The sequence below is a fragment of the Streptomyces sp. NPDC001858 genome, from assembly GCF_053594615.1.
On the sequence record NZ_JBSFEV010000006.1, the window covers coordinates 173728 to 197526 of the forward strand.

20 protein-coding genes and 1 pseudogene are annotated in these 23799 nt (G+C 70.9%); 13 read left to right on the forward strand and 8 right to left on the reverse strand.

What is annotated here, in order from left to right; translation table 11 throughout:
* Positions 1-50 precede the first annotated feature (50 nt).
* From ACWCPF_RS11140 to ACWCPF_RS11150, 3 genes are all read left to right on the forward strand, one after another.
* On the forward strand, positions 51-1382 hold the full coding sequence (locus tag ACWCPF_RS11140; RefSeq protein WP_451044711.1) for a copper amine oxidase: 1332 nt from the start codon (positions 51-53) through the stop codon (positions 1380-1382).
* Between the two features lie 102 nt (positions 1383-1484).
* A complete protein-coding gene (locus tag ACWCPF_RS11145; RefSeq protein ID WP_451044877.1) occupies positions 1485-2723 on the forward strand; it encodes an SAV2148 family HEPN domain-containing protein in 1239 nt (412 codons plus the stop codon).
* 157 nt (positions 2724-2880) lie between these two features.
* Positions 2881-3603 carry an exonuclease domain-containing protein gene (locus ACWCPF_RS11150; RefSeq protein WP_451044712.1) on the forward strand — a complete coding sequence of 241 codons (723 nt, stop codon included), beginning with the start codon at positions 2881-2883 and terminating at the stop codon, positions 3601-3603.
* A gap of 100 nt (positions 3604-3703) precedes the next feature.
* On the opposite strand, the gene ACWCPF_RS11155 is transcribed toward ACWCPF_RS11150, so the two are convergent.
* The gene (locus tag ACWCPF_RS11155) at positions 3704-4567 is read right to left on the reverse strand and encodes a phosphotransferase enzyme family protein (protein ID WP_451044713.1); all 864 of its coding nucleotides are present in this window, start codon (positions 4565-4567) and stop codon (positions 3704-3706) included.
* 176 nt (positions 4568-4743) lie between these two features.
* Here ACWCPF_RS11155 and ACWCPF_RS11160 point away from each other — a divergent pair, with 176 nt between their 5' ends.
* Genes ACWCPF_RS11160 through ACWCPF_RS11170 form a run of 3 tightly spaced genes read left to right on the forward strand, consistent with a single transcriptional unit; the run spans position 4744 to position 7840 of the window.
* Positions 4744-5679 (forward strand): carbohydrate ABC transporter permease, encoded by a 936-nt coding sequence (locus ACWCPF_RS11160; protein ID WP_451044714.1) that lies wholly within the window; start codon positions 4744-4746, stop codon positions 5677-5679.
* Positions 5676-6509, forward strand: a complete 834-nt coding sequence (locus ACWCPF_RS11165; RefSeq protein WP_451044715.1) for a carbohydrate ABC transporter permease — start codon at positions 5676-5678, stop codon at positions 6507-6509. Before ACWCPF_RS11160 ends, ACWCPF_RS11165 begins: the two co-directional genes overlap by 4 nt.
* A 35-nt stretch (positions 6510-6544) precedes the next feature.
* Positions 6545-7840 carry an ABC transporter substrate-binding protein gene (locus tag ACWCPF_RS11170; protein ID WP_451044716.1) on the forward strand — a complete coding sequence of 432 codons (1296 nt, stop codon included), beginning with the start codon at positions 6545-6547 and terminating at the stop codon, positions 7838-7840.
* A 120-nt stretch (positions 7841-7960) separates the two neighbouring features.
* Here the strand turns inward: ACWCPF_RS11170 and ACWCPF_RS11175 are convergent, their stop codons facing one another.
* Positions 7961-8932: a DUF3152 domain-containing protein gene (locus ACWCPF_RS11175; protein ID WP_451044717.1), complete on the reverse strand. Its 972-nt coding sequence runs from the start codon at positions 8930-8932 to the stop codon at positions 7961-7963.
* 140 nt (positions 8933-9072) lie between these two features.
* Between ACWCPF_RS11175 and ACWCPF_RS11180 the strand changes: the two genes are divergently transcribed.
* The 4 genes and pseudogenes from ACWCPF_RS11180 to mgt all read left to right on the forward strand — a co-directional run bounded on the left by ACWCPF_RS11180 (position 9073) and on the right by mgt (position 13298).
* Positions 9073-9768, forward strand: a complete 696-nt coding sequence (locus ACWCPF_RS11180) for a response regulator (RefSeq protein WP_451044718.1) — start codon at positions 9073-9075, stop codon at positions 9766-9768.
* Positions 9769-9842: 74 nt separating this feature from the next.
* Entirely contained in the window at positions 9843-11291 is a 1449-nt protein-coding gene (locus tag ACWCPF_RS11185; protein ID WP_451044719.1) for a sensor histidine kinase, read from the forward strand.
* 89 nt (positions 11292-11380) lie between these two features.
* Positions 11381-12049 (forward strand): hypothetical protein, encoded by a 669-nt coding sequence (locus tag ACWCPF_RS11190; protein ID WP_451044720.1) that lies wholly within the window; start codon positions 11381-11383, stop codon positions 12047-12049.
* Between the two features lie 9 nt (positions 12050-12058).
* Positions 12059-13298 (forward strand): annotated as a pseudogene (gene mgt, locus ACWCPF_RS11195) (macrolide-inactivating glycosyltransferase).
* Positions 13299-13376: 78 nt separating this feature from the next.
* Here mgt and ACWCPF_RS11200 read toward each other — a convergent pair.
* Positions 13377-15692 (reverse strand): MMPL family transporter, encoded by a 2316-nt coding sequence (locus ACWCPF_RS11200; protein WP_451044721.1) that lies wholly within the window; start codon positions 15690-15692, stop codon positions 13377-13379.
* Between the two features lie 348 nt (positions 15693-16040).
* On the opposite strand from ACWCPF_RS11200, the gene ACWCPF_RS11205 reads away from it, so the two are divergent.
* The 3 genes from ACWCPF_RS11205 (at position 16041) to ACWCPF_RS11215 (ending at position 18336) form a co-directional block, all read left to right on the forward strand.
* Positions 16041-16589 carry a DUF1697 domain-containing protein gene (locus tag ACWCPF_RS11205; protein ID WP_451044722.1) on the forward strand — a complete coding sequence of 183 codons (549 nt, stop codon included), beginning with the start codon at positions 16041-16043 and terminating at the stop codon, positions 16587-16589.
* 71 nt (positions 16590-16660) lie between these two features.
* Positions 16661-17701, forward strand: a complete 1041-nt coding sequence (locus ACWCPF_RS11210; protein ID WP_451044723.1) for a ketopantoate reductase family protein — start codon at positions 16661-16663, stop codon at positions 17699-17701.
* A gap of 26 nt (positions 17702-17727) precedes the next feature.
* Complete coding sequence (locus tag ACWCPF_RS11215; protein WP_451044724.1) at positions 17728-18336, forward strand: TIGR03086 family metal-binding protein; 609 nt, start codon at positions 17728-17730, stop codon at positions 18334-18336.
* A gap of 279 nt (positions 18337-18615) precedes the next feature.
* On the opposite strand, the gene ACWCPF_RS11220 is transcribed toward ACWCPF_RS11215, so the two are convergent.
* The 5 genes from ACWCPF_RS11220 to ACWCPF_RS11240 all read right to left on the reverse strand — a co-directional run bounded on the left by ACWCPF_RS11220 (position 18616) and on the right by ACWCPF_RS11240 (position 23799).
* Positions 18616-19368, reverse strand: a complete 753-nt coding sequence (locus tag ACWCPF_RS11220; protein ID WP_451044725.1) for a sirohydrochlorin chelatase — start codon at positions 19366-19368, stop codon at positions 18616-18618.
* A 6-nt stretch (positions 19369-19374) separates the two neighbouring features.
* The gene (locus tag ACWCPF_RS11225) at positions 19375-20298 is read right to left on the reverse strand and encodes an ABC transporter permease (protein WP_451044726.1); all 924 of its coding nucleotides are present in this window, start codon (positions 20296-20298) and stop codon (positions 19375-19377) included.
* The gene (locus ACWCPF_RS11230; protein WP_451044727.1) at positions 20285-21097 is read right to left on the reverse strand and encodes an ABC transporter ATP-binding protein; all 813 of its coding nucleotides are present in this window, start codon (positions 21095-21097) and stop codon (positions 20285-20287) included. The genes ACWCPF_RS11225 and ACWCPF_RS11230 overlap by 14 nt, the downstream gene beginning before the upstream one ends.
* A 10-nt stretch (positions 21098-21107) precedes the next feature.
* The gene (locus ACWCPF_RS11235) at positions 21108-22229 is read right to left on the reverse strand and encodes an aliphatic sulfonate ABC transporter substrate-binding protein (RefSeq protein ID WP_451044728.1); all 1122 of its coding nucleotides are present in this window, start codon (positions 22227-22229) and stop codon (positions 21108-21110) included.
* Positions 22230-22464: 235 nt separating this feature from the next.
* Positions 22465-23799 (reverse strand): sulfate adenylyltransferase subunit 1, encoded by a 1335-nt coding sequence (locus ACWCPF_RS11240; RefSeq protein WP_451044729.1) that lies wholly within the window; start codon positions 23797-23799, stop codon positions 22465-22467.

The window sequence follows — 23799 nt, forward strand, 5'->3', positions numbered from 1 at the left end:
GTTCCTCGAACTTGCCTCCCGCAGCGGGAGGCAAAGGGAGTCATGTCGTCATGCGCGTTCCGAAACTGATCAGCGGCCGCCGCGCCCGTACGGGGGCGCTCGTCGGCCTCTCCGTGGCAGCGCTGGCCACCGGTGCGGCCGCCGGAGCCGGCCCGGCCGCCGCCCAGCCCAAGGCGGCCCCCGCGGCGGCGGCCGCAGACTGCAGCGCCGCCTACCGCATCGAACAGAAGCTCTCCACCGGCACGACCTGGCGCATGTGCTGGCGCTTCGAGTCCAAGTCGGGCCTGATCCTGGAGAAGATCTCCTACCAGCCGCCCGGCGAGGCCAAGCCGATCCGCGTCCTCAACAGCGCCAAGATCGCCCAGATCCATGTGCCGTACGACGACGGCACCAACGAGTACAACGACATCACCGACTACAACTTCGGCTCGGGCCTGGTGAACATGGCCCCCGCCGAATGCCCCGGCGGCACCATCAGGACGGTGAAGGTCGCCGACCCGTTCAACGGCGAGAACGCGAACGTCAAGGGCCTGTGCACCACCACCCGTTCGCGCGGCCACGCCTATCGCATGCAGTCCGACGCGAACAAGGTCTTCCAGGCCCAGGGCAAGGACCTGTTGATCTACACCGTCAACAAGGTCGGCTGGTACGAGTACATCACCGAGTGGCGCTTCTCCGACGACGGCGCGATCAACATGAACGTCGGCGCCACCGGCAGCCTCTCGCCCTTCGACTACGACGCCGGCGACGGCCGCGGCTGGCCCATCGGCAAGGGCGCCAAGTCCTACGCCACCAGCCACAGCCACAACGTGTTCTGGCGGCTCGACTTCGGCCTCGACGGCTCGTCGAACACCAAGGTCGAGCAGTACGACTCGGTCGTCAGCCCGCCCGCCGGCGCCCAGCAGGGCCCGACCAACAAGACCACCCGCACCGCCGTCACCAAGGAACTCGCGGGCGACGCGGCGAACATGCGCTGGTGGCGCGTGGTCAGCGCGACCGGCAAGAACAAGGACGGCCACGCGCGCTCCTACGAGTTCGTCCCCGGCGCCACCACCAAGTACTCCGGGCGCCCCTTCACCCAGCACGACATCTACTTCACGCAGTACAACAACTGCGAGCAGTACGCCAGCAACAACGTCCGCAGCTGCGGCAATCCGCTGCACGGCTACTCGGTCGACAAATGGGTGAACGGCCAGACCCTCACCCACCCCGTGGCCTGGGTGAACGTGGGCTTCCACCACATCGCCCGGGACGAGGACCAGGAGCCCATGCCGGTCCACTGGCAGGGCTTCTCCCTGGCCCCCAGGGACGTCACCGCTATGAATCCGCTCACTCCGTCCGCCCTCGCCGGACAGAACGGCGAACCGAACGGCGGTAGTTGAGAAACGACCTGTCCATCCGGCTGCACCGCCCACCGCTCCCGGAGTACCCTTCCTTGATCGTTGGGACGGGGAGTGCTCGGGGGAGCGGAAGGCGGTGCGCGGGTGGGCTCGGGAGGGCTGGAGCTGCCCCCTGGTGACGAGGGTCACGAGGGAGGCTCCGCAGACGTCCCGCCCGGCACGGTGTCCCTGGCCCGGCCGATGGAGACGAACGCCATCGGACCGGAGCTGGACTGGGACGCCGACGCCTGGCGCGAGGTACGGACCCGCGCGCAGCGGGCCGGCCGGGCCTACATCTGGCTGAACCTCGTCGAACAGCGGCTGCGCGCCGTGGTGGCCGCCGTGCTGCGGCCCATCTACGAACCCGTCCACGGCGACGAATGGGTGGTCGCCGCGGCCGGGCCCGCCGGCCAGGAGTGGGTGCAGCGCGCCGTCGCCGTCCGCGAAGTCAGCCGCCGCAAGGGCTACTTGCTCGACCCGGCCGACGACAACGTGATCTCCTTCCTCACGCTGCCGCAGCTGCGCGAGCTGATGGTGCAGCACTGGCCGTGCTTCGAGCCCTACTTCGACGACCGCCGCGACGTCGAACTCGCCCTGGACGAGCTGGAGGTGACCCGCAACGTCGTCTCCCGCAACCGGGCCCTGTCCGAAGCAGTCCTGAACCAGGCCGAACGGGCCTCCGCGCGGCTGCTGGAGATGCTGGGCACCAGCGGCGACGTGCCCTCCGCCCGCCGGCTCCCCGTCGACGCGGTCGAGGACCTCGTGGGCGACCGGTACGCGGACGTGGTCGCCGTCCACACCGACCGGGTGCGGCTGCTGCGCCAGTTCCCCGCCGAGGACATCTTCGACGGCTCCCGCCGCATCGACGCCATCGGCATCGGCCTCAACCTGCTCGTGCAGAACTTCTCCGGCCGCCGTCTGGTCCGCCTCGCCGAGGCCGGCGCCCGCGTCCGGCTGCTGTTCCTCAACCCGGCCTCCAGCGCGGTCAAGCGCCGCGAGCGCGAACTGAACATGAAGCGGGGCGAGTTGAGCCGCGCCGTGGAGATGAACATCCTGCACATGCGCCGGGTCCGCGCCCGGCTGCGCGACCCGGGCGCCTTCCAGATCCAGGTGTACGACGAGACGCCCCGCTTCACCGCCTATCTCGTCGACGGCGACGGCACCGACGGCATCGCGGTGATCCAGTCCTATCTGCGGCGGATGCGCGGCATGGAGGCCCCGGTGCTGGTGCTGCGCAACGGCAACCGGGTGGTGAAGTCGGGCGAGGTGGATGAAAGCGGACTTTTCTCGGCCTACCGCGAGGAGTTCGAACTGGCCTGGGCGGACTCGCGACCGGTGTCCTGATTCATCCGGACTCGGGCGACATGGTGTATGCACATGACTTTCATGGGCTTTCGGGCGTCCCCTCGCGGCGGTAAGCGGAACGCGGTCCTCTGATTGTCAGTGGCGCATGGCAGGGTGGAGACCACTGGGGGAAGCACCACCAAGAAGGGGGGCCGACATGGCCTGGTACCGGGAGCTGCTGATCGGCTTCGACCTGGAGACGACCGGGACGGACCCGCGCGAGGCGCGCATCGTCACGGGAGCCGTGATCGAGGTCAGGGACGGGCAGGTCCTGGGACACCGCGAATGGCTGGCGGACCCGGGCGTGGAGATCCCGGCGGACGCGGTCGCGGTGCACGGGATCAGCAACGAGCGGGCGGCTGCCGAGGGCGCCCCCGCCGACCGCGTCGCGGACGCGATCGCCGAGGTCCTGGTGGGGTACTGGCGCACCGGGGTCCCGGTCGTCGCCTACAACGCGGCCTTCGACCTCACCCTGCTCTCCGCCGAACTGCGCCGCCACGGGCTGCCGTCCCTGCGGGACCGGCTCGGCGGCCAGGAACCGGCGCCGGTGGTCGACCCGTACACCATCGACCGCTCGGTCGACCGCTACCGGCGCGGCAAGCGCAACCTCGAAGCGGTCTGCGCCGAGTACGGCGTCCCGCTCGAATCCGCCCACGACGCCTCGGCCGACGCCCTCGCCGCGGCCCGCCTGGCCGGTGCGATAGCCGCCCGCCACCCCAAGGTCGCGTCCCTCGGCCCGGCGCAGCTGCACCGCCGGCAGATCGAGTGGTACGCCGAGTGGGCGGCGGACTTCCAGAGCTTCCTGCGCCGCAAGGGAGACGAGGACGCGGTCGTGGACGGCGTCTGGCCGATGCGGGAGCCGGCGCAGAACCCCGCCTGACGGGCCGCGGCGAGGGCCTCGGACGCCGTCGTGCGGCGGCGGGCCCGCTACTTCATGCGTCGGAGCCGGACGGCGGCCCGCCACGCCCGCAGCGCCTGGATCAGAACGGATACCACCGGACCGCCTCGTCCCCGTCCCGCAGCGATGCCACCCGGCGCCGGAACTCCGCGAGCGCCGCGGGGTTCGTGGGCGCGTGCTGGGCGACCCACGCGCAGCTCGCGGTCTCGCGGGCGCCCCGCAGGACCGGGCAGCCCGCCCACTCCCGCACGTCCCAGCCGTACACCGCGGTGAAGGAGTCGTAGTCCGCGGCGGGCAGGCCGTACCGGTCACGGGAGAGCGCCATGACGACCAGATCGTGCTCGCGCAGATCGGCGGAGACGGTCTCCAGGTCGACCAGGACCGGGCCATCGGGGCCGATGTGCACATTGCGGGGCAGCGCGTCGCCGTGGATCGGGCCGGGCGGCAGCTGCGGGGTGAGCGCGGCGGCGGCCGAGGCGAAGCCGTCGCGGCGCTCCCGCAGATACGCCGCGTCCGCCGGGTCGATCGCGTCGCCCGCGAGCCGCAGCCAGCGTTCGACGCCTGACAGCAGGTCGCGCGGGGGCAGTCCGAAGGAGGGGGTGGGCAGCGCGTGCACCAGGCGCAGGAGTTCGGCCAGATCCCGCGGTTCGGCGGCCCGTACGGGGTCGGGCAGCCGGCGCCACAGGGTCACCGGGTGTCCCTCGACCAGCAGCGGCTTCGGCTCGGCCGCCCGCACCGCCGGGACGCCCGCCTCGGCCAGCCAGCCCGCGATGTCCAGCTCGCGCCGGGCCCGGTCGAGGAGTTCGGCGTCGCGGGCCACCTTCACCACCAGGTCACTTGCGGCGAACACCGCGTTCTCGCCCAGGGCGAGGAGCCGCGCGTCCGCCGCCGGGCCCGGCGGGATACCCACCGCGGCCAGTACCTCCCGGGCCCGTGCCTCGTCCATCGTCCGCCTCCGTGTCGCTGTCCGCCCGGCCGCACCGGACGGCGTCCGGATCCGGCCATCCGACGGTCAGTGTCGCATTCGCACAGACGGGAGGGCGCGCGTGGTGTCTTGACGGCGTACAGCACCTTCACGACCATGGCGAGGCCCGTCGAAGCCGCGGGAAGGGGGCCGCACACGTGTCGCTTGCGACCGAGAAGAGACGGACCGTGCGCCGGGCGTCCGCCGCCGGCCCGCCCCGCAGAGTCTCCGGACACGGCGCCTGGTTCCTCGTCCTGCCCGCGCTCATTCCCGTCCTGGTCCTGAGCATCGGCCCGCTGCTCTACGGGATCCTGCTGGCGTTCACCGACGCCCAGTCGGGCCGCACCGCCCCCACCCAGTGGATCGGCGCCCTCAACTTCTCCGACCTGCTGCACGACACGCTGTTCTGGGAGTCGTTCCGGATCGGCCTGGTCTGGGCGGTCGCGGTGACGGCCCTGCAGTTCGTGCTGGCCCTCGGCCTCGCCCTGCTCCTCAACGAGGAGTTGCGCCTGCGCTGGCTGGCCCGCGCCCTCGCGATCGTCCCCTGGGCGATGCCCGAGGTCGTCGTCGGCGTCATGTGGCGGCTCGTCTACAACCCGGACGCCGGCATCCTCAACGAGACCCTGCGCGACCTGGGCCTGGGCGACGGGCGGGACTGGCTCAGCGGTCTGACGACCGCGCTGCCCGCGGTGATCGTCGTCGGCGTGTGGGCGGGCCTGCCGCAGACCACGGTCACCCTGCTCGCCGGTCTGCAGAACACGCCACGCGAACTGCACGAGGCGGCCGCGGTGGACGGCGCGGGCGCCTGGCGCCGCTTTTGCACGGTCACCTGGCCGGCCGTGCGGCCCATCGCCCTCGCGATCACAGCGCTCAATTTTATTTGGAACTTCAACAGTTTCGCCCTGGTCTATGTGCTGACCAGCGGCGGACCGGGCGGACGCACCCGGCTGCCCATGCTGTTCGCCTACGAAGAGGCCTTCCGCTACGGCCAGTTCGGATACGCGGCGGCGATGGGCTGTGTGATGGTCGCGGTGATCTCGGTGTTCCTGGCCCTCTTCCTGGTGGGCCGGATCAAGGGAGGCGACGACCGTTGAGGACCCGCCCCGCCGCCCGCGCCGGCCAGTACGCGGCCCTGCTCGCCTATCTCGTCTTCCTCGCCTTCCCCCTCGTCTGGCTGCTCTCCGTCGCCTTCAAGCCCGCCCGCGAGCTGGGCAGTCTGCACCCCACCTGGATCCCGAAGGACCCCACCCTCGCCAACTTCCGCCGCGCCTTCGACGAACAGCCCCTGCTGCACGCCGCGTTCAACTCCCTCCTCGCCGCGCTGAGCGCCGCCGTGATCGCCGTCTGCCTGGCCACGCCGATGGCGTACGTCATGGCCCGGCAGCGCACCCGGCTCGCGCGGGCCGCCTCCGGCTGGGTGGTGGTCAGCCAGGCGTTCCCGTTCGTGCTGGTGATCATCCCGCTGTTCCTGGTGCTGAAGAACCTGCGGCTGATCGACTCGGTGGCCGGGCTGGTCATGGTCTACGTCGTGTGGGCGCTGCCGTTCGCGCTGTGGATGCTCGTCGGATACGTCCGCGCCGTCCCCGTCGAACTGGAGGAGGCGGCGGCGATCGACGGGGCCGGACGGCTGCGGACCCTGGTGTCGGTGACGGCGCCGCTGCTCGCGCCGGGGATCGTGGCGACGGCGCTGTTCGCCTTCATCACCGCGTGGAACGAGTTCTTCTTCGCGCTCGTGTTACTGAAAACGCCGGAGAAACAGACGCTTCCGGTCGTCCTGACCCACTTCATCGGGGCGGAAGGGGTGGCCGACCTGGGCCCGCTGGCCGCCGCCGCGTTCCTCGCCACCCTGCCCTCACTGGTCGTCTTCGCCCTCATCCAGCGACGGATCACGGGCGGCATGCTCGCCGGGGCGGTGAAGAGCTGATGCGGACGAGACTGCGGATGCGGACGAGATCGCCGATGCGGACCAGGCTGTCGATGTGGAACAGGCTGCTGATCGCCGTGGTCCTGCTGTTCCTCGCGGGCTGTTCCTCCGGCGGTGGCGGAGGCGACGACGGCCCCGTCACCCTCCGCTTCCAGTCCCTGGCCTGGCAGGAGGAGTCCGTCACCGCCAACAAGGAACTGGTCGAGGAGTGGAACGCCACCCACTCCGACGTCAAGGTCGAGTATGTGCAGGGCAGTTGGGACAGTGTCCACGACCAGCTTCTCACCTCCTTCGAGGGCGGCGAGGCCCCCGACGTCATCCACGACGCCTCCGACGACCTCGCCGACTTCGCCTACGGCGGCTACCTCGCCGATCTGACCGACCTCCTGCCCGCCCGCATCAGGTCCGACATCCCGCAGCGCAGTTGGGAGACGACGACCTTCGGCGACGGCGTCTACGGCGTGCCCTTCCTCCAGGAGCCGCGCGTCCTCGTCGCCAACGCGACCTGGCTGCGGGAGTCCGGCGTCCGCATCCCGACCCCCGAACACCCCTGGAGCTGGCCGGAGTTCCGGCAGATCACCGACGAACTCAGCGGCGACGGCCGATACGGCGTGGCCTGGCCGCTGAAGGAACCCGTCTCCGCCACCCTCAACCTGTCCCTGTCGACGGGCGGGCAGCTGTTCCACCGAGGCGCGGACGGCAAGGTCACCGTCCGCTTCGAGGCCGGCGACGAGGTCGTACCGCGCACCGTCCACGAGCAGATCGCCACCGACCGCAGCGCCTCGCCCACGACGCTGGGCAGCGGCGGCTCGGACACCCTGCCGGGCTTCTTCGGCGGCCGGTACGCGATGGTCCCGCTCGGCTTCTCCTACCGCCAGCAGATCGTGCAGCAGGCGCCGAAGGGCTTCGACTGGCAGGTGCTGCCCGCCCCGGCGGGCGCGGACGGACTCGCCCAGGGCGTCAGCCCGCAGACGCTCTCCGTCGCCGAGGACAGCCCGCACCGCGAGGAGGCCGTCGCGTTCATCGACTTCCTGCTCCGGCCGAACAACATGGTGCGCCTCGCGCTGGGCGACTGGATGCTGCCGACCGGTACCCTGGCCCTCGCCGACCCCGCCCTGCACACCACGAAGGACGACTGGGCGACCGGCACCGCCCTCGCCGCCCAACTCCGCCCGGCGCCCGCCCAGTCCGTGCGCGGCTACCCCGAGTGGAAGGACAAGGTCGCCACCCCCGCGTTCCAGGAGTACTACAGCGGGGCGATCGACCTCGGCGAACTGCGCGAACGGCTGGAGAAGGACGGCAACTTGGTGCTGGCGCGCTACCAGCGATGAACGGTCGGACCTCGGTACTCGGCCTTCGGCCCTGGCTCGGGCGCCGGCCGCGACGGCCACAGCCGAACGCGCGCAGCCGAACGCGTGCAGCCGCTGAACGGCCGCTTCAGAGAAGCCGGTTCAGGGCACGGCGGGGCCGGTGATGAGCTGCCCCCGGTCGTCGTAGGGCCAGACGTTGGGGACGCAGCCCTTCATGCCCTTGATCTGCTGCATCATCGCGGGGGCGGGTTTGCCCGCACCCGGGCAGGTGACATGGTTGTGGCCGAGGAAGTGCCCGACCTCGTGGTTGATGATCAGCGCGCGGTAGCCCGTGACGTCCTTGGCGTAGACGGGCGTGGCCAGCAGCCAGCGCTTGAGGTTGACCATGACGTTCTGGTTCACGCTGCAGTTGAATTCGCCTCCGGTGTTCAGCCCCCCTTGGAGGCAGATCTTGTCCACCGTGCCGGGGGTCGCGACCCGTACGACGAAGTCGACGGCGCCGCTGGAGACCCGCTGGAACGCCGAACTGCCGTCCGCCGTCCAGCCGCGCGGGTCGGCCAGGACGACCTCCACCTGCCGGGCGACGTCCGCGGCGGACAGATCGAGGCCGTCCTCGACGTCGACCCGGTAGCGCAGCGGCGTGCCCTCGCCCACGCCGGCGCTCGAACCGTCCGCGACGGTGAACGTGCCCGGCCCGGTGGCCGGGATGTCGGCCTCGGTGGTACCGCCCGACGAACTCCCGGACGAGCCGGCGGACGAACCGCCGGTGGCGGAACTGCCGGCGGAGGAACCGCCGGACTTCCCGGCCGACGGACTCGTGGACGGGCTCGCGGACCGGCCGGGCGTGGACTCGGCCTGCGGGCTCTGCGTCGGCCGGGTGGGGCCGGCGCTGGACGCCGAGGGCTTCGTGGGCTCGGTCCCGGCAACGGTGTTGCTCGTGCCGGTGCCCGGTGACGTCCAGCCCGCGGCTGCGAAACCGGCGACGCCCAGGACGGTCAGCGCGGCGACGCCGGACCACAGCGCTCCCTTCCGGCCGTACCGGCCGGAGGAAGCGTGCGCGGGGCCGCTTCGTCGGCGACGGTTGTGGGAAGGAGTTGCTTTGTGCGCGGTCATGGTTGTTCAGATTGTAATTGCCATGTGATCGGATCGGGCCCAAGTGGCAACGAAATGCTAACGACTTGGCCAATGCGGTTTCATGTGATCATCCGGTAACAGAGTCCCGGCCGGGTGAACGGCGTACGGATACTGGGCGCATGCCACGAGTTCTGCTGATCGAGGACGATCGCGCCGTACGGGACGGCGTCGTCCTCGCGCTGCGCCGTCAGGGCCACGAGGTCGCCGCCGCCGAGACCGGAGAGGCCGGCCTGGACCGGCTGCGCTCCTTCCGGCCGGACGTCGTGGTGCTGGACCTGATGCTCCCCGGGATGACCGGCCTGGACGTGTGCCGCAGGATCCGCGATGTGGACCAGACGCTGCCCATCGTCATCGCGACCGCGCGGGGCGATGACGAGGACATCGTTGTCGGCCTCGAGGCGGGCGCCGACGACTACGTGGTCAAGCCCGTGCAGGCCCAGGTGCTCCAGGCCCGCATCCGCGCCGTCCTGCGCCGGGCGGCCGGCCCGACCGCCGACGGCGGCGGCATCCCGAAGATCGACACCTACGGGGACCTGACCGTCGACCGGGCCGGGCTCTCGGTCACCTGGCAGGGGGAGCCCGTCGCCCTCGCCCCGTCCGAACTACGGCTGCTGCTCACCCTGTCCGCCTCGCCCGGCCAGGTGTTCAGCCGGCAGCAACTCCTGGAAGCGGTCTGGCAGCACAGCTACCACGGCGACGCGCGTCTGGTGGACGCCTGCGTCAAGCGGCTGCGCGCCAAGCTGGGCGAGCCTCCGCGCGACCCGCGCCACATCCAGACCGTCCGCGGCTTCGGCTACCGGTTCGCGGCCCGGTGAGAAGCCTGAGCAGCCTGAGAAGGCTGAGCAGACTGAGAAACCGTTTTCGAGCACCTCAACTACGCGGTCTGCGCATGCGGTTGGTGGTGGCGTTCGCGCTGGTCGCCGCGGTGACCGCCGCCACCACCGGCGCGCTCACCTTCCGCGAGGCGCGCACCGGAGTGCTCCAGCAGAGCCAGGACACCGTGATCGACCTGCTGCGCACGCAGGTGACCCGGCTCGCCCCCGAGCTGGCCTTCCCGCCCGGCCGGGCCGAACTGGCCCGATTCGCGGCAGAGGTGGCCGGGGCCGAGCCCTCGGGCGCCTGGCGGGTGCTCGCCGCCTACCGCGGACAGGAGGCCACCTCCGAGCCCGGCGACCCGTTCGAGGAGCTGACGCCCGCCCTGCGCAAGGCCGTCGACGCCAAGTCCGCCACCGTCTTCCAGCGGGTGAACCGCGCCGACCACACCGCACTCGTCGTCGGCATGTCGGTCACCTTCACCTCCGCCGCATCGCCCAACTGGCCGCTCTCCGGCCTCCAGGTGTTCCTGACGGTCCCGCAGACCAGCGAACAGGCCTACGTCGACGCCCTGGTCACCGCCATGCAACGGGCCGCCGTCCCCGCACTCGCCCTCGCCGTGCTGCTCGCGCTGCTGGCCGCCCGCGGGGTGCTGCGGCCCGTGCGCGCGCTGCGCCACGCCACCCGCAGCATCGCCGAGGGCCGACTGGACACCCGCCTCGCAGTAAACGGTTCCGACGAACTCGCCGAGCTGTCGCACACGTTCAACGAGACGGCCGCCGCCCTGGAGGAATCGGTGGCCGAACTGCGCGGCATGGAAGCCCGGGCCCGTCGCTTCGCCGCGGACGTCTCGCACGAGCTGCGCACGCCGCTGGCCGCGATGTCGGCCGTCACCGACGTTCTCGACGAGGACGCCGCCGGCCTCGACCCCGACACCGCCACCGCGGTCCGGCTGATCAGCGAGGAGACCGTGAAACTCGCCCGGCTCGTGGACGACCTGATGGAGATCTCCCGCTTCGACGCGGGCGCCGCCGTACTGCACCTGGACGAGATCGACCTCGCCGAATCCCTGCGGCGGACCCTCGCCTCCCGCGGCTGGACCGACACGGTGGACGCCCTGCTGCCGCAGCCGGACGCACTGCGCGGCCGCGTCGACCCGCGCCGCCTCGACGTCGTCGTCGCCAACCTGGTCGGCAACGCCCTGCGGCACGGCGCCCGCCCGGTGCGACTGCGGCTGTACGAGGACGATCGGCCCGGCGTCGAGCGCTGGGCGGTCATCGAGGTGCTGGACGCCGGGCCCGGCATCCCCGAAACCGTGCTGCCCCATGTCTTCGAGCGTTTCTACAAGTCGGACGTCGCCCGGTCCCGGACCGAGGGCAGCGGCCTGGGGCTGGCGATCACCGAGGAGAACGTCCGGATGCACGGCGGCGTCGTCCGGGCCTCGAACCGGCCGGAGGGCGGGGCCGTCTTCACCGTCGAACTCCCGCTGCGGCGCGACGAGTCGGGACAGGAGGCACGACCGTGAAAGCCCTGAGCCGTGCCGTGCACCGTGCCGTGCACCGTGCCGTGCACCGTGCCGTGCACCGTGCCGTGCACCGTGCCGTGCACCGAGCCGTGGGCCGTGCCGTGCGCCGAGCCGTGCTGCTGTGTGTGGCGGCACCGTGCGCGCTGGTTTCCTGCGGTATTCCCACGACCGGCGTGGTGGAGGCGGGCGGACCCGCGCGCGGGATCGCGCCGACGCTACGGATCTACTTCGTCCACGACGGCGCATTGATCGCCGTCCCGCGCAGCACCGACGCGGTGGTCGACGTCGAGCAGGCCGTGCTGGGTCTCCTCGCGGGCCCGACGGACACGGAGCGGGCGGCACGACTGACCACGCTGCTGCCCCCGCTGAAGCTCGCCCCGACCTCTGTAGCGACACCTGCCCCGACCCGCGACGCGAGCATCGCTCCCGACACCGGCATGCCCGAGGAACCGGCCGCCAGGGCTGCGGAGCCGGCGACGGTGTCGGTGTCGGTGAACGCGCTGAGCGGCGACGTGTCGATCCAAGTTCCTTATGACGGCAGCGAGTTGGACGATCTTGCGATGGCGCAGCTGATCTGCACCGCCGTCGAGGCGCGGCGCACCCTCGATGCCGGAGCCGAGGCGGTGACCGTGACGGTGACGGACGCGCTCGGCCGGAGCGTCGAAGGGTCCGACGAGCGCTGTCCCGACTCTGAACCACGGAACCTCTCAATCGCTGCCCCAGTGACCCGCTGGCCCTTCCATCCTTTGATCCACTGATCCACGTTATTGAAGTTGCACGAGACGTTTCGTCTCGCCTACCGTCGATGTCATGACCGGTCGCCCCGCGCACATCGCCATGTTCTCCATCGCCGCCCACGGCCACGTGAACCCGAGCCTCGAGGTGATCCGCGAGCTCGTCGCGCGCGGACATCGGGTGACGTACGCGATCCCGCCCGTCTTCGCCGAGAAGGTCGCCGACACCGGCGCCGAGGTCAAGCCGTGGCGCTCGACGCTGCCCTCGCCCGACGACGACCCCAGCGCCTGGGGGAGCACTCTCCTGGACAACGTGGAGCCCTTCCTGGCCGACGCCGTCCAGGCGCTGCCCCAGCTGATCGACGCCTACGACGGGGACGAGCCGGACCTGGTGCTGCACGACATCACCTCCTACCCGGCCCGCGTCCTCGCCCACCGCTGGGGTGTCCCCGCGATCTCCCTCTCGCCGAACCTCGTCGCGTGGGAGGGGTACGAGGAGGAGGTCGCCGAACCGCTGTGGGCCGAGCCGCGGAAGACGGAACGCGGAAAGGCTTACTACGCCCATTTCCATGCCTGGCTGGAGGAGAACGGGATCACCGAGCACCCCGATCCCTTCGCCGGCCGTCCCGCCCGCTCCCTCGTGCTGATCCCCAGGGTGCTGCAGCCGCACGCGGACCGGGTCGACGAAAGCGTTTACACGTTCGTCGGCGCCTGCCAGGGCGATCGCTCCGCCGAGGGCGACTGGACGCGGCCCGCCGACGCGGAGAAGGTCGTGCTCGTCTCCCTGGGCTCCGCCTTCACCGACCGGCCGGACTTCTACCGGGAGTGCGTGAAGGCCTTCGGTGAGCTGCCCGGCTGGCGCCTCGTGCTGCAGATCGGCCGGCACGTCGACGCGGCCGTGCTGGGCGCCGTACCCGACAACGTCGAAGTGCGTTCCTGGGTACCGCAGTTGACGATCCTGCGGCAGGCCGACCTGTTCGTCACCCACGCCGGCGCGGGCGGCAGCCAGGAGGGGCTGGCCACGGCCACCCCGATGATCGCCGTGCCGCAGGCCGTGGACCAGTTCGGCAACGCGGACATGCTGGAGGGGCTGGGCGTGGCCCGCCATATCCCCACGTCGGAGGCGACCGCCGAGGCCCTGCGCCAGGCCGCCCTGGCCCTCGTCGACGACCCGGAGGTCGCCCGTCGGCTCAAGAGCATCCAGGACGGCATGGCGCACGAGGGCGGCACCTGCCGGGCCGCGGACCTCATCGAGGCCGAACTGCCCGGCTGACTCGCGAACGAGGGTGCTCCAAGGGCCCGTTGACTCCCCCGGGAGGTCAACGGGCCCTTGGGTGGAACAGGTTGGGCTTCAGACCGTCAGCCGCTGGCCGTCGTCGTCGCGCGTCGTGGACGTCGTCGACGTCGCGATCGCCTCCGGCGACTCGTCGTGCGTGAGGTCGGGCAGCCAGTGGAGCCACTTCGGCAGGTACCAGTTGCGCTCGCCGAGCAGCGCCATCACGGCCGGAAGCAGCACGCCCCGGATGATCGTCGCGTCGATCAGGACCGCGGCGGCCAGGCCCACGCCCATCTGCTTCATGGACTGCATGGACAGCGTTCCGAAGATCGCGAACACGGCGACCATGATGACGGCGGCGCTGGTGACCACGCCCGCCGTGGTGACCACGCCGTGCTTGATGGCCTCGTTCGTGCTGCGGCCCCGCAGCCGCGCCTCGCGGATCCGCGAGACGACGAACACGTGGTAGTCCATCGACAGGCCGAACAGGATCACGAAGAGGAACAGCGGCAGCCAGGTGATGATCGCGCCGACGCCCTCCGCGCCCACCAGCGACGCTCCCCAGCCGTGCTGGAAGACGGCGACGAGGATGCCGTAGGCCGCGCCCACCGACAGCAGGTTGAGCACGATCGAGGTGATCGCGATCGTCAGCGAGCGGAACGACAGCAGCATCAGCAGGAAGGCGAAGACCACGACGAACGCGAAGACCGGGGTCACCGCTCCGGCCAACTGGTCGTTGAAGTCCTTCGAACCGGCGACCTGTCCGGTGATCGGCGCCTGGAGGCCGTCGACCTTGCCGAGCGTGGCCGGCCGCACCTCGTCGCGCAGCTTGTCCAGGCTCGCCCCCGCCTTGTCCAGGTCGGAGCCGCCCACCAGGGGGACGTACACGTAGGCGATGTTCTGCGCGTCGTGCAGCTTGATCTCGACCGGGCCGCGGGAGGCGCCCGAACTGACCGCCTGCTCCTTGAACGCCTGGAGCGCGGACTTCACCTCGGCGGCGTTGATGTCGTCCGCCTTGACGATCACCTCGGCCGGCTCGGAGCCGCCTGGGAAGGCGTCGTTGACCCGGTTGTAGGTCTGCACGATGGGCAGCGAGTCGCCGAACTCCTGGTCCAGGGTGAGGTTCTGGGTCTTCATGCCCACCGCCGGCGCGGCGATGGCGAGCAGTGCGCCGGCCGCCACGACCAGCGAGATCGCGGGCCTCGCGAGGACGACCTTCAGGACGGCGGTCCAGAACCGGCTGCCCTCGTCGGTCGACCGGCCGCCGCCGTTTCCGTCTCCGTTTCCGCTGCCGTTTCCGTTGCCGTTCTTGCGGCGCTTGTCCGGGTGGAGGAACGGGATCCGCCCCTTCTCCACCCGATGGCCGAGCAGCGACAGCAACGCCGGGAGAACGGTTACCGAGCCGATCATGGCGACCGCGACGACCATCAGTGAGGCCAGGCCCATCGCCTCGAACGTGGCGAGTCCGGTGAACAGCATGCCCGCCATGGCCACGCAGACGGTGACACCGGAGACGATCACGGCACGGCCGCTGGTCGCGGCGGCGATCCGGAGAGCGGTTTCCGGGTCCCGTCCCGCAGCCCGCTCCTCGCGCTCACGGCGCAGATAGAACAGGCAGTAGTCGACGCCCACGGCCAGCCCGACCAGCAGCATCACGGAGCTCGCGGTGTCGTCCATCGGCTGGAAGTGGCTGACGATGCTCATCAGGCCGATCGTGGCCATGATCGCGGTGATCGCCAGCGCCACCGGCACCAACGCCGCGACCAGTGCGCCGAACGCGATCAGCAGAATGCCCAGCGCCACCGGCACCGCGGAGTACTCGGCCTGCTGGAAGTCGTCGCCGAACGCGTCGTCGAACGTCTTCATCATGCTGGCGCCGCCGATCTCCTCGATCCGCAGCGACGAGTGTTCCTGCTGGACGCCCTCGACGGCCTTGAGCACCGGCTCGACCCGCTCGCCCGCGGTCTCGGAGTCGCCCCTCATGTCGAACTGGACGAGCGCGCTGCGGCCGTCCTTCGAGATCGTGTCCGTGTCGTAGGGGGAGGTCACGTCGGTGACCTCGCCGGTCTTCCCGACGGCCGCGACGACCGCGGCGACGGCGGCCCGGAACTCCGGGTCGGTGGCCTTGACGGAGCCGTCCCTCGACTGGACGAGGACGGTCTCACCGGCCGGCTCGTCGATGCCGGCGTCCTCGATGATCCGGGCGGCCGTGTGGGTCTCGCCGCCGAGCTGGTCACTCTCCTTGACCTCGACCGTGCCCGCCGCCGAGCCGATCCCCATGGCCAGGACGACGAACAGCAGCCAGATGCCCACGGCAGCCCACCGGTGCCGGACGCTCCAGCCGCCGGCTCGCGCGGCGATGCCCCGCACCCGTATGTCTCCGTTCCCCATGACGGGCCTGCCCCCTTGTATGCGGTGACAGCCCCCTGCCGCCACCTTTCGATTCGAAGGTATGCGTTGGATAAAGCCTTCTCGTCGTGCTGCCCGGTGACGTGCGGGGCCCTCGACTCCTCCCGTCGGACCCCGTCGTCTCACCGCTGGGGAGGACAGCGGCCCCTTACATCTATCCCGAGGTCTCGGGGACGGCGATCAGGGTGAAGCCGACGGCCGCCGCTCCGCACCCGCCGCCCGGCCCTCGCCCGTCCGGTGTTTCCGGCCGCCCGCCCACCCCGAGGGACGGCCGTCGCGTCCACCTCCATGGCGCACGAGTTGGGCACGAGTGCCGCTTAGGGTGTCCGGATGACGACGACGTACGCGGCACTGCTGCGCGGCATCAACGTGGGCGGCAGCAGGAAGGTCCCGATGGCCGAGCTGCGCACCTTGCTGCAGGGGCTCGACCTCGGCGACGTGCGCACCTACCTCCAGAGCGGCCAGGCCGTCTTCTCCTGCGCGCACGGCGACGAGGAAACACTCGCTGCCGAGCTCACGGCGGCGATCGAGAAACGCTTCGGCTTCGTCGTCGACGTGATCGTGCGCGATCACGCGTTTCTGAAAGCGGTTGTCGAAGCCTGTCCGTACCCGGCCGCCGAGCTGGAGGCCAAGCAGCTCCACGTCACCTACTTCTCCGCCCCCGTCGACGAGGAGCGCTACGCCGGGATCGACCGCGCCGCCTTCCTCCCCGAGGAGTTCCGCCTCGGCGACCGCGTCCTGTACCTGTACGCCCCCGACGGCCTCGGCCGCTCCAAGCTCGCCGAGCAACTGTCCAGGCCCCGCGTGCACAAGGGCCTCATCGCCACGACCCGGAACTGGAACACCGTCGTCAAACTGGTGGAGCTGACGGCGCCCTGAGCGGCCGATCCGGCCGGAAACTTTTCCCACGCGGGTGAGGAGCGAGCGCACGGCTGTGCGAGGCTCGTGCCATGCGTTACATCATCATCGGGGCAGGGGCGGTCGGGGGCACGGTCGGCGGACGGCTGGCTCAGGCCGGTCAGGAGGTCGTGCTGGTCGCGCGCGGTGCGCACCGGGCGGCCCTCGCGGAAAACGGACTGCGCCTCAGGGTTCCGGAGGGCGAGCTGACCCACCGCCTCCCCGTGGTCGACGGACCGGGCGAACTCGGCGCCCTGCGCGCCGACGACGTCCTCGTCCTCGCCGTCAAGACCCAGGACGGCGAGGCGGCACTCCAGGCCTGGGGCCCGGCCCCGGTCGAGGGCGGGGGCACGGCGGCCGAGCGACTGCCGCTGGTCTGCGCGCAGAACGGAGTGGAGGGCCCGCGGCTGGCCCTGCGCCGCTTCCGGCACGTCTACGGCGTCTGCGTCTGGCTGCCCTCGACCCACATCGAACCCGGCGTCGTCTCCGCCGCGGGCGCCCCGCTCACCGGCATCCTCCACCTCGGCCGGTACCCCCACGGCGCCGACGACACGGCCCGCCGTATCGCCGCCGACCTGGAGAAGGCGCACTTCGAGGCGCCGGTCGTACCGGACGTCTCCCGCTGGCAGTACGCGAAACTGCTGTCCAACCTCGGAAACGCCCTGGAAGCGGTTACCGGACCGATCGGCGAACCGGCGGCCGAAGCGTTGTTCGAGCAGGTCCGGGCCGAGGGCGCAGCCGTACTCCGGGCAGCCGGGATCGCGTACGCGAGCACCGAGGAACAACGGGCCGTGCGCGGCGACAAGGTCACCCTCGTCCCGCTCGACGGAGTCCCGCGCGGCGGCGGCTCCTCCTGGCAGTCCCTGAGCCGTGGAGCCGGCAGCATCGAGGCCGACTACCTCAACGGCGAGATCGCGCTTCTCGGCCGTCTGCACGGCGTGCCGACCCCGCTGAACGAACTGCTGCAGCGCCTCGCGAACGAGTTCGCCCGGGAGCGGAAGGCCCCCGGGTCCCTGCCGCTGCCGGAGCTGATCCGGCTGGCCGACGCAGCTGTGGCCGCCGTCGGCCCTGTCGCGTTTGTTCAAGAGCCCTGACGGCCGCACTGCCTAGCGTGCCGTGCATGACGTACGACGACCTGCGCGAGGCGCATCAGTACCTGTCCGAATGCGCCGCCGAGGCTGCGCGCATCGCCCGCGGCGTCCCGGCGGCGCGGCTGAACGCCCCGACGCACTGCCCCGACTGGGACCTGCGCGCCCTGGTCGACCACTGGGTCCTCTACACCTCCCACGGCCTGGAGCACCGCGCCCTGCGCCGACAGCTCCCCGACGAGCTGACCGCCCGCGACTTCACCGCCGACCCGCAGTGGGCGACGGCGTACGCCGACCAGCTCGACCGCGCGGTCGCGGCCTGGGCGGACCCGGCCGTGTGGGAGGGCGAGGTCCCGCTCGGGACGGCCGCGCTGCCCGCCGCCGACATCGCCTCGATGATCGTCAAGGAGATGGCCGTGCACGGGTGGGACGTGGCCGTCGCCACCGGCCAGGAGCTGCGCATCTCGGACGACGCGGCCCGCTTCGTCCTCGACGTCGTCGAACGGCACGGCGACCTATACCGCATGTACGACGGCTTCGGGGCGGCCTTGCCGGTCCCCGAGGACGCCCCGCTGTTCGAACGGGCATTGGCCGCGAGCGGCCGCGACCCACGGCAGGGCATCATCCGGGAAGTCGGCTGAGCCGCGGCCGCCGGTCCGGGGCCCGCGGCCTGCCGTCCGGGGCCCGCGACCTGCCGTCCGGGGCCCGCGACCTGAGGTTGGGTCGGCGTCGCCCCAACGCCCGAGTGATTGGCCCGAACCTGGCGGGATCCGTCCGGGAAACGGTTTCGGACGATCGCATGACCCGTCGGCGTCGGCGTCGGCGTCGGGCACGTGCTCGCCGTCGACATGGGCGGCGCGATCCGACGGCCCGACGCCCATGAACGCCCCGCCTCCCGCTGCCTCGCCGCTCGCCGCCGCTCAGGCGCCGACAGCCGCCAGGGCCGGTGTCCGCGCCGCGTCGTACCGCTCCAGCAGCGCCCGCGCCACCTCCGGCGCCGGCCCCAGCACCTCCGCCAGGACGTCCGCCTCGGCAGCGCCCCGCGCGATGCGGTCCGGCAGGAAACCGGGAGCCAGGACGTACGGGGCGACCGCGACCCGCGAGCACCCCAGCGCCCGCAGTTCGCGGACCGCGTCCTCGGTGCGCGGAAGAGATGCGGAGGCGAACGCGGGCCGCACGGCACACCAACCGGTGCGCCGCCACTCCCGCGCGATTTCTGCGATCACCGCGATCGCCTCCGGGTCCGTGGACCCCGCCGAGGCCAGCACGACCCCGGTCGAGGACCGGTCGGCGGACGTCAACCCCGCCTCGGACAACCGCCGTTCCAGCGCCGCGAGCAGCAACGGCGAGGGGCCGAGCACCTCGGCCTGTCTGATCCGCAGCTGCGGCGGCGCGTCCCGCAGGACCGCCGGGATGTCCGCCTTCGCGTGGAACGCGCGGGTCAGCAGCAGCGGCAGGGCCACGACATCACGGACGACGCCCTCCGCCGCGAGCGACTCCAGCACCCCGTGCACGGAGGGGATGTTGAAGTCGAGGAAACCGGTCTCTACCCGCAGCCCTGGCCGCAGCGACCGCACCCGCCGCACCAGGGCGTGGACGGTCGCCGCGTGCCGCGGATCGCGGCTGCCGTGGGCGATGACCACGAGCACGGGAGGAACCGGTTTCAGGTACATGGGACGTCAGCTCTTCACCAGCAGACCACGGCTGCGCAGCACCCACCGCTCCAGCGGACTGAAGATCAGCAGATCGATCGCGATGCCGACGAACAGGATCAGCAGGATCGCCTCGAACACCATCGACATGTCACTGGCGTTGCGGCCGTTCTCCAGCAGCTGACCGAGACCGACCCCGAGATCGGGGAAGGACGCGATGATCTCCGCCGCCATCAGCGAACGCCAGGAGAACGCCCAGCCCTGCTTCAGACCCGCCACGTACCCGGGCAGCGCGGCCGGCAAGGTGATGTAAACGGTTCCCTTCAGACCCGTCGCACCCATCGTGCGGCCCGCCCGCAGAAACAGCGGCGGCACCTGGTCGACGCCGGACACCAGTCCGTTCGCGATGGACGGCACCGCGCCGAGCAGGATCACCGCGTACATCATCGAGTTGTTCAGACCCAGCCACAGCACGGCCGGCGGCACCCAGGCCACCGACGGCAGCGACTGCAGACCGGACAGGATCGGGCCGATCGCCGCCCGTACGAACTTCACCCGCGCCACCAGCAGACCCAGCGGGGTGCCGATCGCCAGGGCGAAGAGGAAGCCGAGCAGACCGCGCGAGACGCTGGTCCAGATGTAGCCGAGCAGCTTGCCCTCGAGCCAGGCGTCGTGGAGCGTCCGCCCGACGTCCACCGGAGAGACCAGCTTGGTCGGGTCGTCGACCATCTTGAAGGTGATCTGCCAGACGACCAGCAGCAGTGCGGTCGCGAGGATCGGCGGCAGGATCTTGTCGACGAAGGTCCGCCGGAACGGGGTACGGCCGACGGGCGTGACCACGTCGAGCGCGTCGAGCCCCGCCTCCACTCCGGCCAGCTCGGTAGTAACCGCCTTCGTCACGGTCGTCTTCGACTCCGTCGTATCCGTCGTCTTCGTCTCAGTGCTGGCCATGACGGCGGATCTCCCCACGCAGGACTTCGGTGATCTCGATGGACAGTTCCGCCACGGGGGCGTCCTCGATCCGGCGCGGCTGCGGGATGTCGACCGTCCACTCACGCGCGACCCGGCCGGGCCGGGAGGACAGCAGGATGACGCGCTGCGCGAGCCGCACCGCCTCGCGCACGTTGTGCGTGACGAACAGGACGGACAGCCCCGTCTCCTCCCAGATCCGGGTCAGCTCGTCGTGCAGCACGTCCCGCGTGATGGCGTCCAGCGCCGCGAACGGCTCGTCCATCAGCAGGATGTTGCTCTCCTGCGCGAGCGCGCGGGCCATCGCCACGCGCTGCCGCATACCGCCGGAAAGCTCGTGTACACGCTTTCCGTACGCGCCCTTCAGCCGGACCAGTTCGAGCAGTTCCTCGGCCTTGGCGCGCCGCTCGGTCTTCGCGACTCCCCTGAGCTTGAGGGCGAGTTCGATGTTCTTGCCCGCGGTCAGCCATGGGAAGAGGGCGTGCTCCTGGAACATCAGCGCCGGACGGCCGTCCGTCGTGATGGAGCCGGACGAGGGCTGGTCGAGCCCCGCCACCAGGTTCAGCAGCGTGGACTTGCCACAGCCCGAGGCCCCCAGGAGGGTGACGAACTCGCCCGGAGCGACATCGATGGTGATGTCGTCCAGGACGAGCTGCTGTCCGCCCGGTCCCGCGAAGGACTTCGAGACGTGGTCGAGGCGCGCCGCGTACTCCACGGACTCGGTGGACTCGGCGGCCTTGGTGAGGGTCGTGCTCATGGTCGTCACCTCCTGGGAACTCATCGGGACTCGATCAGCCGACGCCGAGACCGGCGTCGTCGACCGCGGACTCGCCCTCGGCCTCGAGGACCTTGTTCAGGATCGTCAGGTCGTAGATGCCCGCGAGGTCGGGCTTCTCCAGCAGGCCCGCCTTGACCGCGTGCTCGGCCTCGGTGTTGAGGGTGGCGGCCAGCGGGTCGTTGATGAACTGGATCGACGTCCACGCCGGGTCCAGCACATCGGTCGGCAGCGCCTTGCCGGAGTCGATCGCCAGCTGCTTGTTCGCCGCGGCCTTCGCCTCCGTCGGGTTGGCGTTGATCCACTTGTTGGTCTCGACCGAGCCCTTCAGCACGGCCTCGACGACCTTCGGGTGCTCCGTGAGGAACTTCTGCGACACGATGATGTTCGTGATCACGAACTTCTTGTCGGGCCACAGCGACGCCTCGTCGAGCAGTACCTTGCCGCCCTCGGCGACCAGCTTCGACGCGGTCGGCTCCGGCACCCAGGCGCCGTCGATGGAACCGGCCTTGAACGCGTCGGGCGTCACCTTGTTGTCGCTGCGGACGACGGTGACGTCGCCCTTGCCGCTCTGCGCGTCGACCTTCCAGCCCTGGTCCGCGATCCAGTTCAGAAACGCCACATCCTGCGTGTTTCCGAGCTGAGGCGTGGCGATCTTCTTGCCCTTGACGTCCTTGAGGGACTTGATCTTGTCCGGGTCGACGACGAGCTTCACGCCCCCGGACGCCGAACCGCCGATGATGCGCAGGCTCTTGCCGTCGGACTTGGTGTAACCGTTGATCGCCGGGGAGGGGCCGATCCAGCCGATGTCGATGGAACCGGCGTTCAGCGCCTCGATCTCCGACGGCCCCGCGTTGAAGGTCGCGTACGACGCCTTCGTGGCGCCCAGTGCCTTCTGGAAGATGCCCTGCTCACGACCGACCAGCGCAGTCCCGTGCGTCAGGTTGCCGAAGTAGCCGATCTTGACGGTGTCGAGCCCGTCGATCTTCTGCGATCCGGCGGCGACCTTTTCGTTGGCGTTGTCGTCCTGGGCCTCGGAACCGTAGCCGCAGGCCGCGAGGGCGAGCAGCGGAAGGGCCGCTGCGGCGGCGAGGCCGCGGCGAAGAAGGGTGGAGCGGGCGGGGCGATTGGCAGGCACGGGAGGGGTTCCTCTCGTTGGCCCGGCGGTCACGGTCTTTCAGGTCGTGGCCGGGAAATCGGCAAAGGGTTTTCGTCGCTTCCGGGACGTCGGGTGGGGGGAGCGGGCGCGCAGGCAGTGCGCGTACGTCAGAGCGCACATCGCGCCACCCCGCCCTGCCCGCTGCCGAGGGCGCCGCTGCCGACACGGCCGCCCTCCTTCGCGAACGTCGAGTAGAAATCGTTTGTGGTCATTTTCAGAAGTCCCAACCGTCTTCGTCGGCTTCGTCCTTGACCGGCTCCGGCGATGCGAACGACTCGCCGACCATGCCCGCGGTGAGCGTGGTGCCGTCGGCCGGATCGATCAGGATGAACGATCCTGTGCGCCGCGAGTCGGCGTAGGAATCCACCGGAAGCGGTTGCGCAGTGCGGATCTTCACGCGGCCGATGTCATTGGCGACGAGCTGTCCCGGGTGCGGGTGCAGGGACAGGTCGTCGAGCGTGAGACGGGACGGGATGTCCTTGACGATCGCCTTGACCGTGCGGGTGCCGTGCTTGATCAGCACCCGGTGCCCGACGGTCAGCGGCTGGTCGGCGACATGGCACACGGTCGCCTCGACGTCCTGCGTGGTGGCCGGGGCGTCCTTGGTGGGCACGATCAGGTCGCCGCGCGATATGTCGACGTCGTCCGCCAGCAGCACGGTCACGGACTGGGTCGTCCACGCCACGTCCACCGGCTCGCCCAGCAGGTCGATGCCGGAGATCGTCGACGTACGGCCGGACGGCAGCACGGTCACCGGCTCGCCCACCCGGAAGGTGCCGGCCGCGATCTGACCCGCGTACCCCCGGTAGTCCGGGTGCTCGGCGGTCTGCGGCCGGATCACGTACTGCACGGGAAGACGGGCGTGGCAGTGCGCCAGGTCGTGACTTACCGGAACCGTTTCCAGGTGTTCCAGGAACGTCGGGCCGCCGTACCAGTCCATGACCGCGGACGGATCGACGACATTGTCCCCGGCGAGCGCCGAGATGGGGATCGCGGTGATCTCCGGGACGCCCAGCTCGCTCGCGTACGCCGTGAACTCCTCGGCGATCGCCGCGAACACCGACTCCTGGTAGTCGACCAGGTCCATCTTGTTGACGGCCAGGACGACGTGCGGGACCCGGAGCAGCGCTGCGATCGCCGCGTGCCGGCGGGTCTGCTCCACCACTCCGTTGCGCGCGTCCACCAGGATCACGGTCAGTTCGGCGGTGGAGGCGCCGGTGACCATGTTGCGGGTGTACTGCACGTGTCCGGGGGTGTCGGCCAGGATGAAGCGGCGGCGCGGGGTGGCGAAGTAGCGGTAGGCGACGTCGATCGTGATGCCCTGCTCGCGCTCGGCCCGCAGGCCGTCGGTGAGCAGCGCCAGGTCGGGCGCCTCCTGGCCGCGGCTGGCCGACACGCGTTCCACGGCCTCCAGTTGGTCGGTGAGGATCGACTTGGAGTCGTGCAGCAGCCGGCCGACGAGGGTGGACTTGCCGTCGTCGACGGAGCCGGCGGTGGCGAAGCGCAGCAGGGTGGTGGCCGAGAGCTCCTCGGCGGTGATCGTGGTCAT

Bases quoted from the DNA above. Each gene is read 5' to 3' on its own strand.
- ACWCPF_RS11140 (WP_451044711.1), top strand. From the start codon at position 51: ATGCGCGTTCCGAAACTGATCAGCGGCCGCCGCGCCCGTACGGGGGCG.
- ACWCPF_RS11150 (WP_451044712.1), top strand. From the start codon at position 2,881: ATGGCCTGGTACCGGGAGCTGCTGATCGGCTTCGACCTGGAGACGACC.
- ACWCPF_RS11155 (WP_451044713.1), bottom strand. From the start codon at position 4,567: ATGGACGAGGCACGGGCCCGGGAGGTACTGGCCGCGGTGGGTATCCCG.
- ACWCPF_RS11170 (WP_451044716.1), top strand. From the start codon at position 6,545: ATGCGGACCAGGCTGTCGATGTGGAACAGGCTGCTGATCGCCGTGGTC.
- ACWCPF_RS11175 (WP_451044717.1), bottom strand. From the start codon at position 8,932: ATGACCGCGCACAAAGCAACTCCTTCCCACAACCGTCGCCGACGAAGC.
- ACWCPF_RS11180 (WP_451044718.1), top strand. From the start codon at position 9,073: ATGCCACGAGTTCTGCTGATCGAGGACGATCGCGCCGTACGGGACGGC.
- ACWCPF_RS11185 (WP_451044719.1), top strand. From the start codon at position 9,843: ATGCGGTTGGTGGTGGCGTTCGCGCTGGTCGCCGCGGTGACCGCCGCC.
- ACWCPF_RS11200 (WP_451044721.1), bottom strand. From the start codon at position 15,692: ATGGGGAACGGAGACATACGGGTGCGGGGCATCGCCGCGCGAGCCGGC.
- ACWCPF_RS11205 (WP_451044722.1), top strand. From the start codon at position 16,041: ATGACGACGACGTACGCGGCACTGCTGCGCGGCATCAACGTGGGCGGC.
- ACWCPF_RS11210 (WP_451044723.1), top strand. From the start codon at position 16,661: ATGCGTTACATCATCATCGGGGCAGGGGCGGTCGGGGGCACGGTCGGC.
- ACWCPF_RS11215 (WP_451044724.1), top strand. From the start codon at position 17,728: ATGACGTACGACGACCTGCGCGAGGCGCATCAGTACCTGTCCGAATGC.
- ACWCPF_RS11220 (WP_451044725.1), bottom strand. From the start codon at position 19,368: ATGTACCTGAAACCGGTTCCTCCCGTGCTCGTGGTCATCGCCCACGGC.
- ACWCPF_RS11225 (WP_451044726.1), bottom strand. From the start codon at position 20,298: ATGGCCAGCACTGAGACGAAGACGACGGATACGACGGAGTCGAAGACG.
- ACWCPF_RS11230 (WP_451044727.1), bottom strand. From the start codon at position 21,097: ATGAGTTCCCAGGAGGTGACGACCATGAGCACGACCCTCACCAAGGCC.
- ACWCPF_RS11240 (WP_451044729.1), bottom strand. From the start codon at position 23,799: ATGACCACGATCACCGCCGAGGAGCTCTCGGCCACCACCCTGCTGCGC.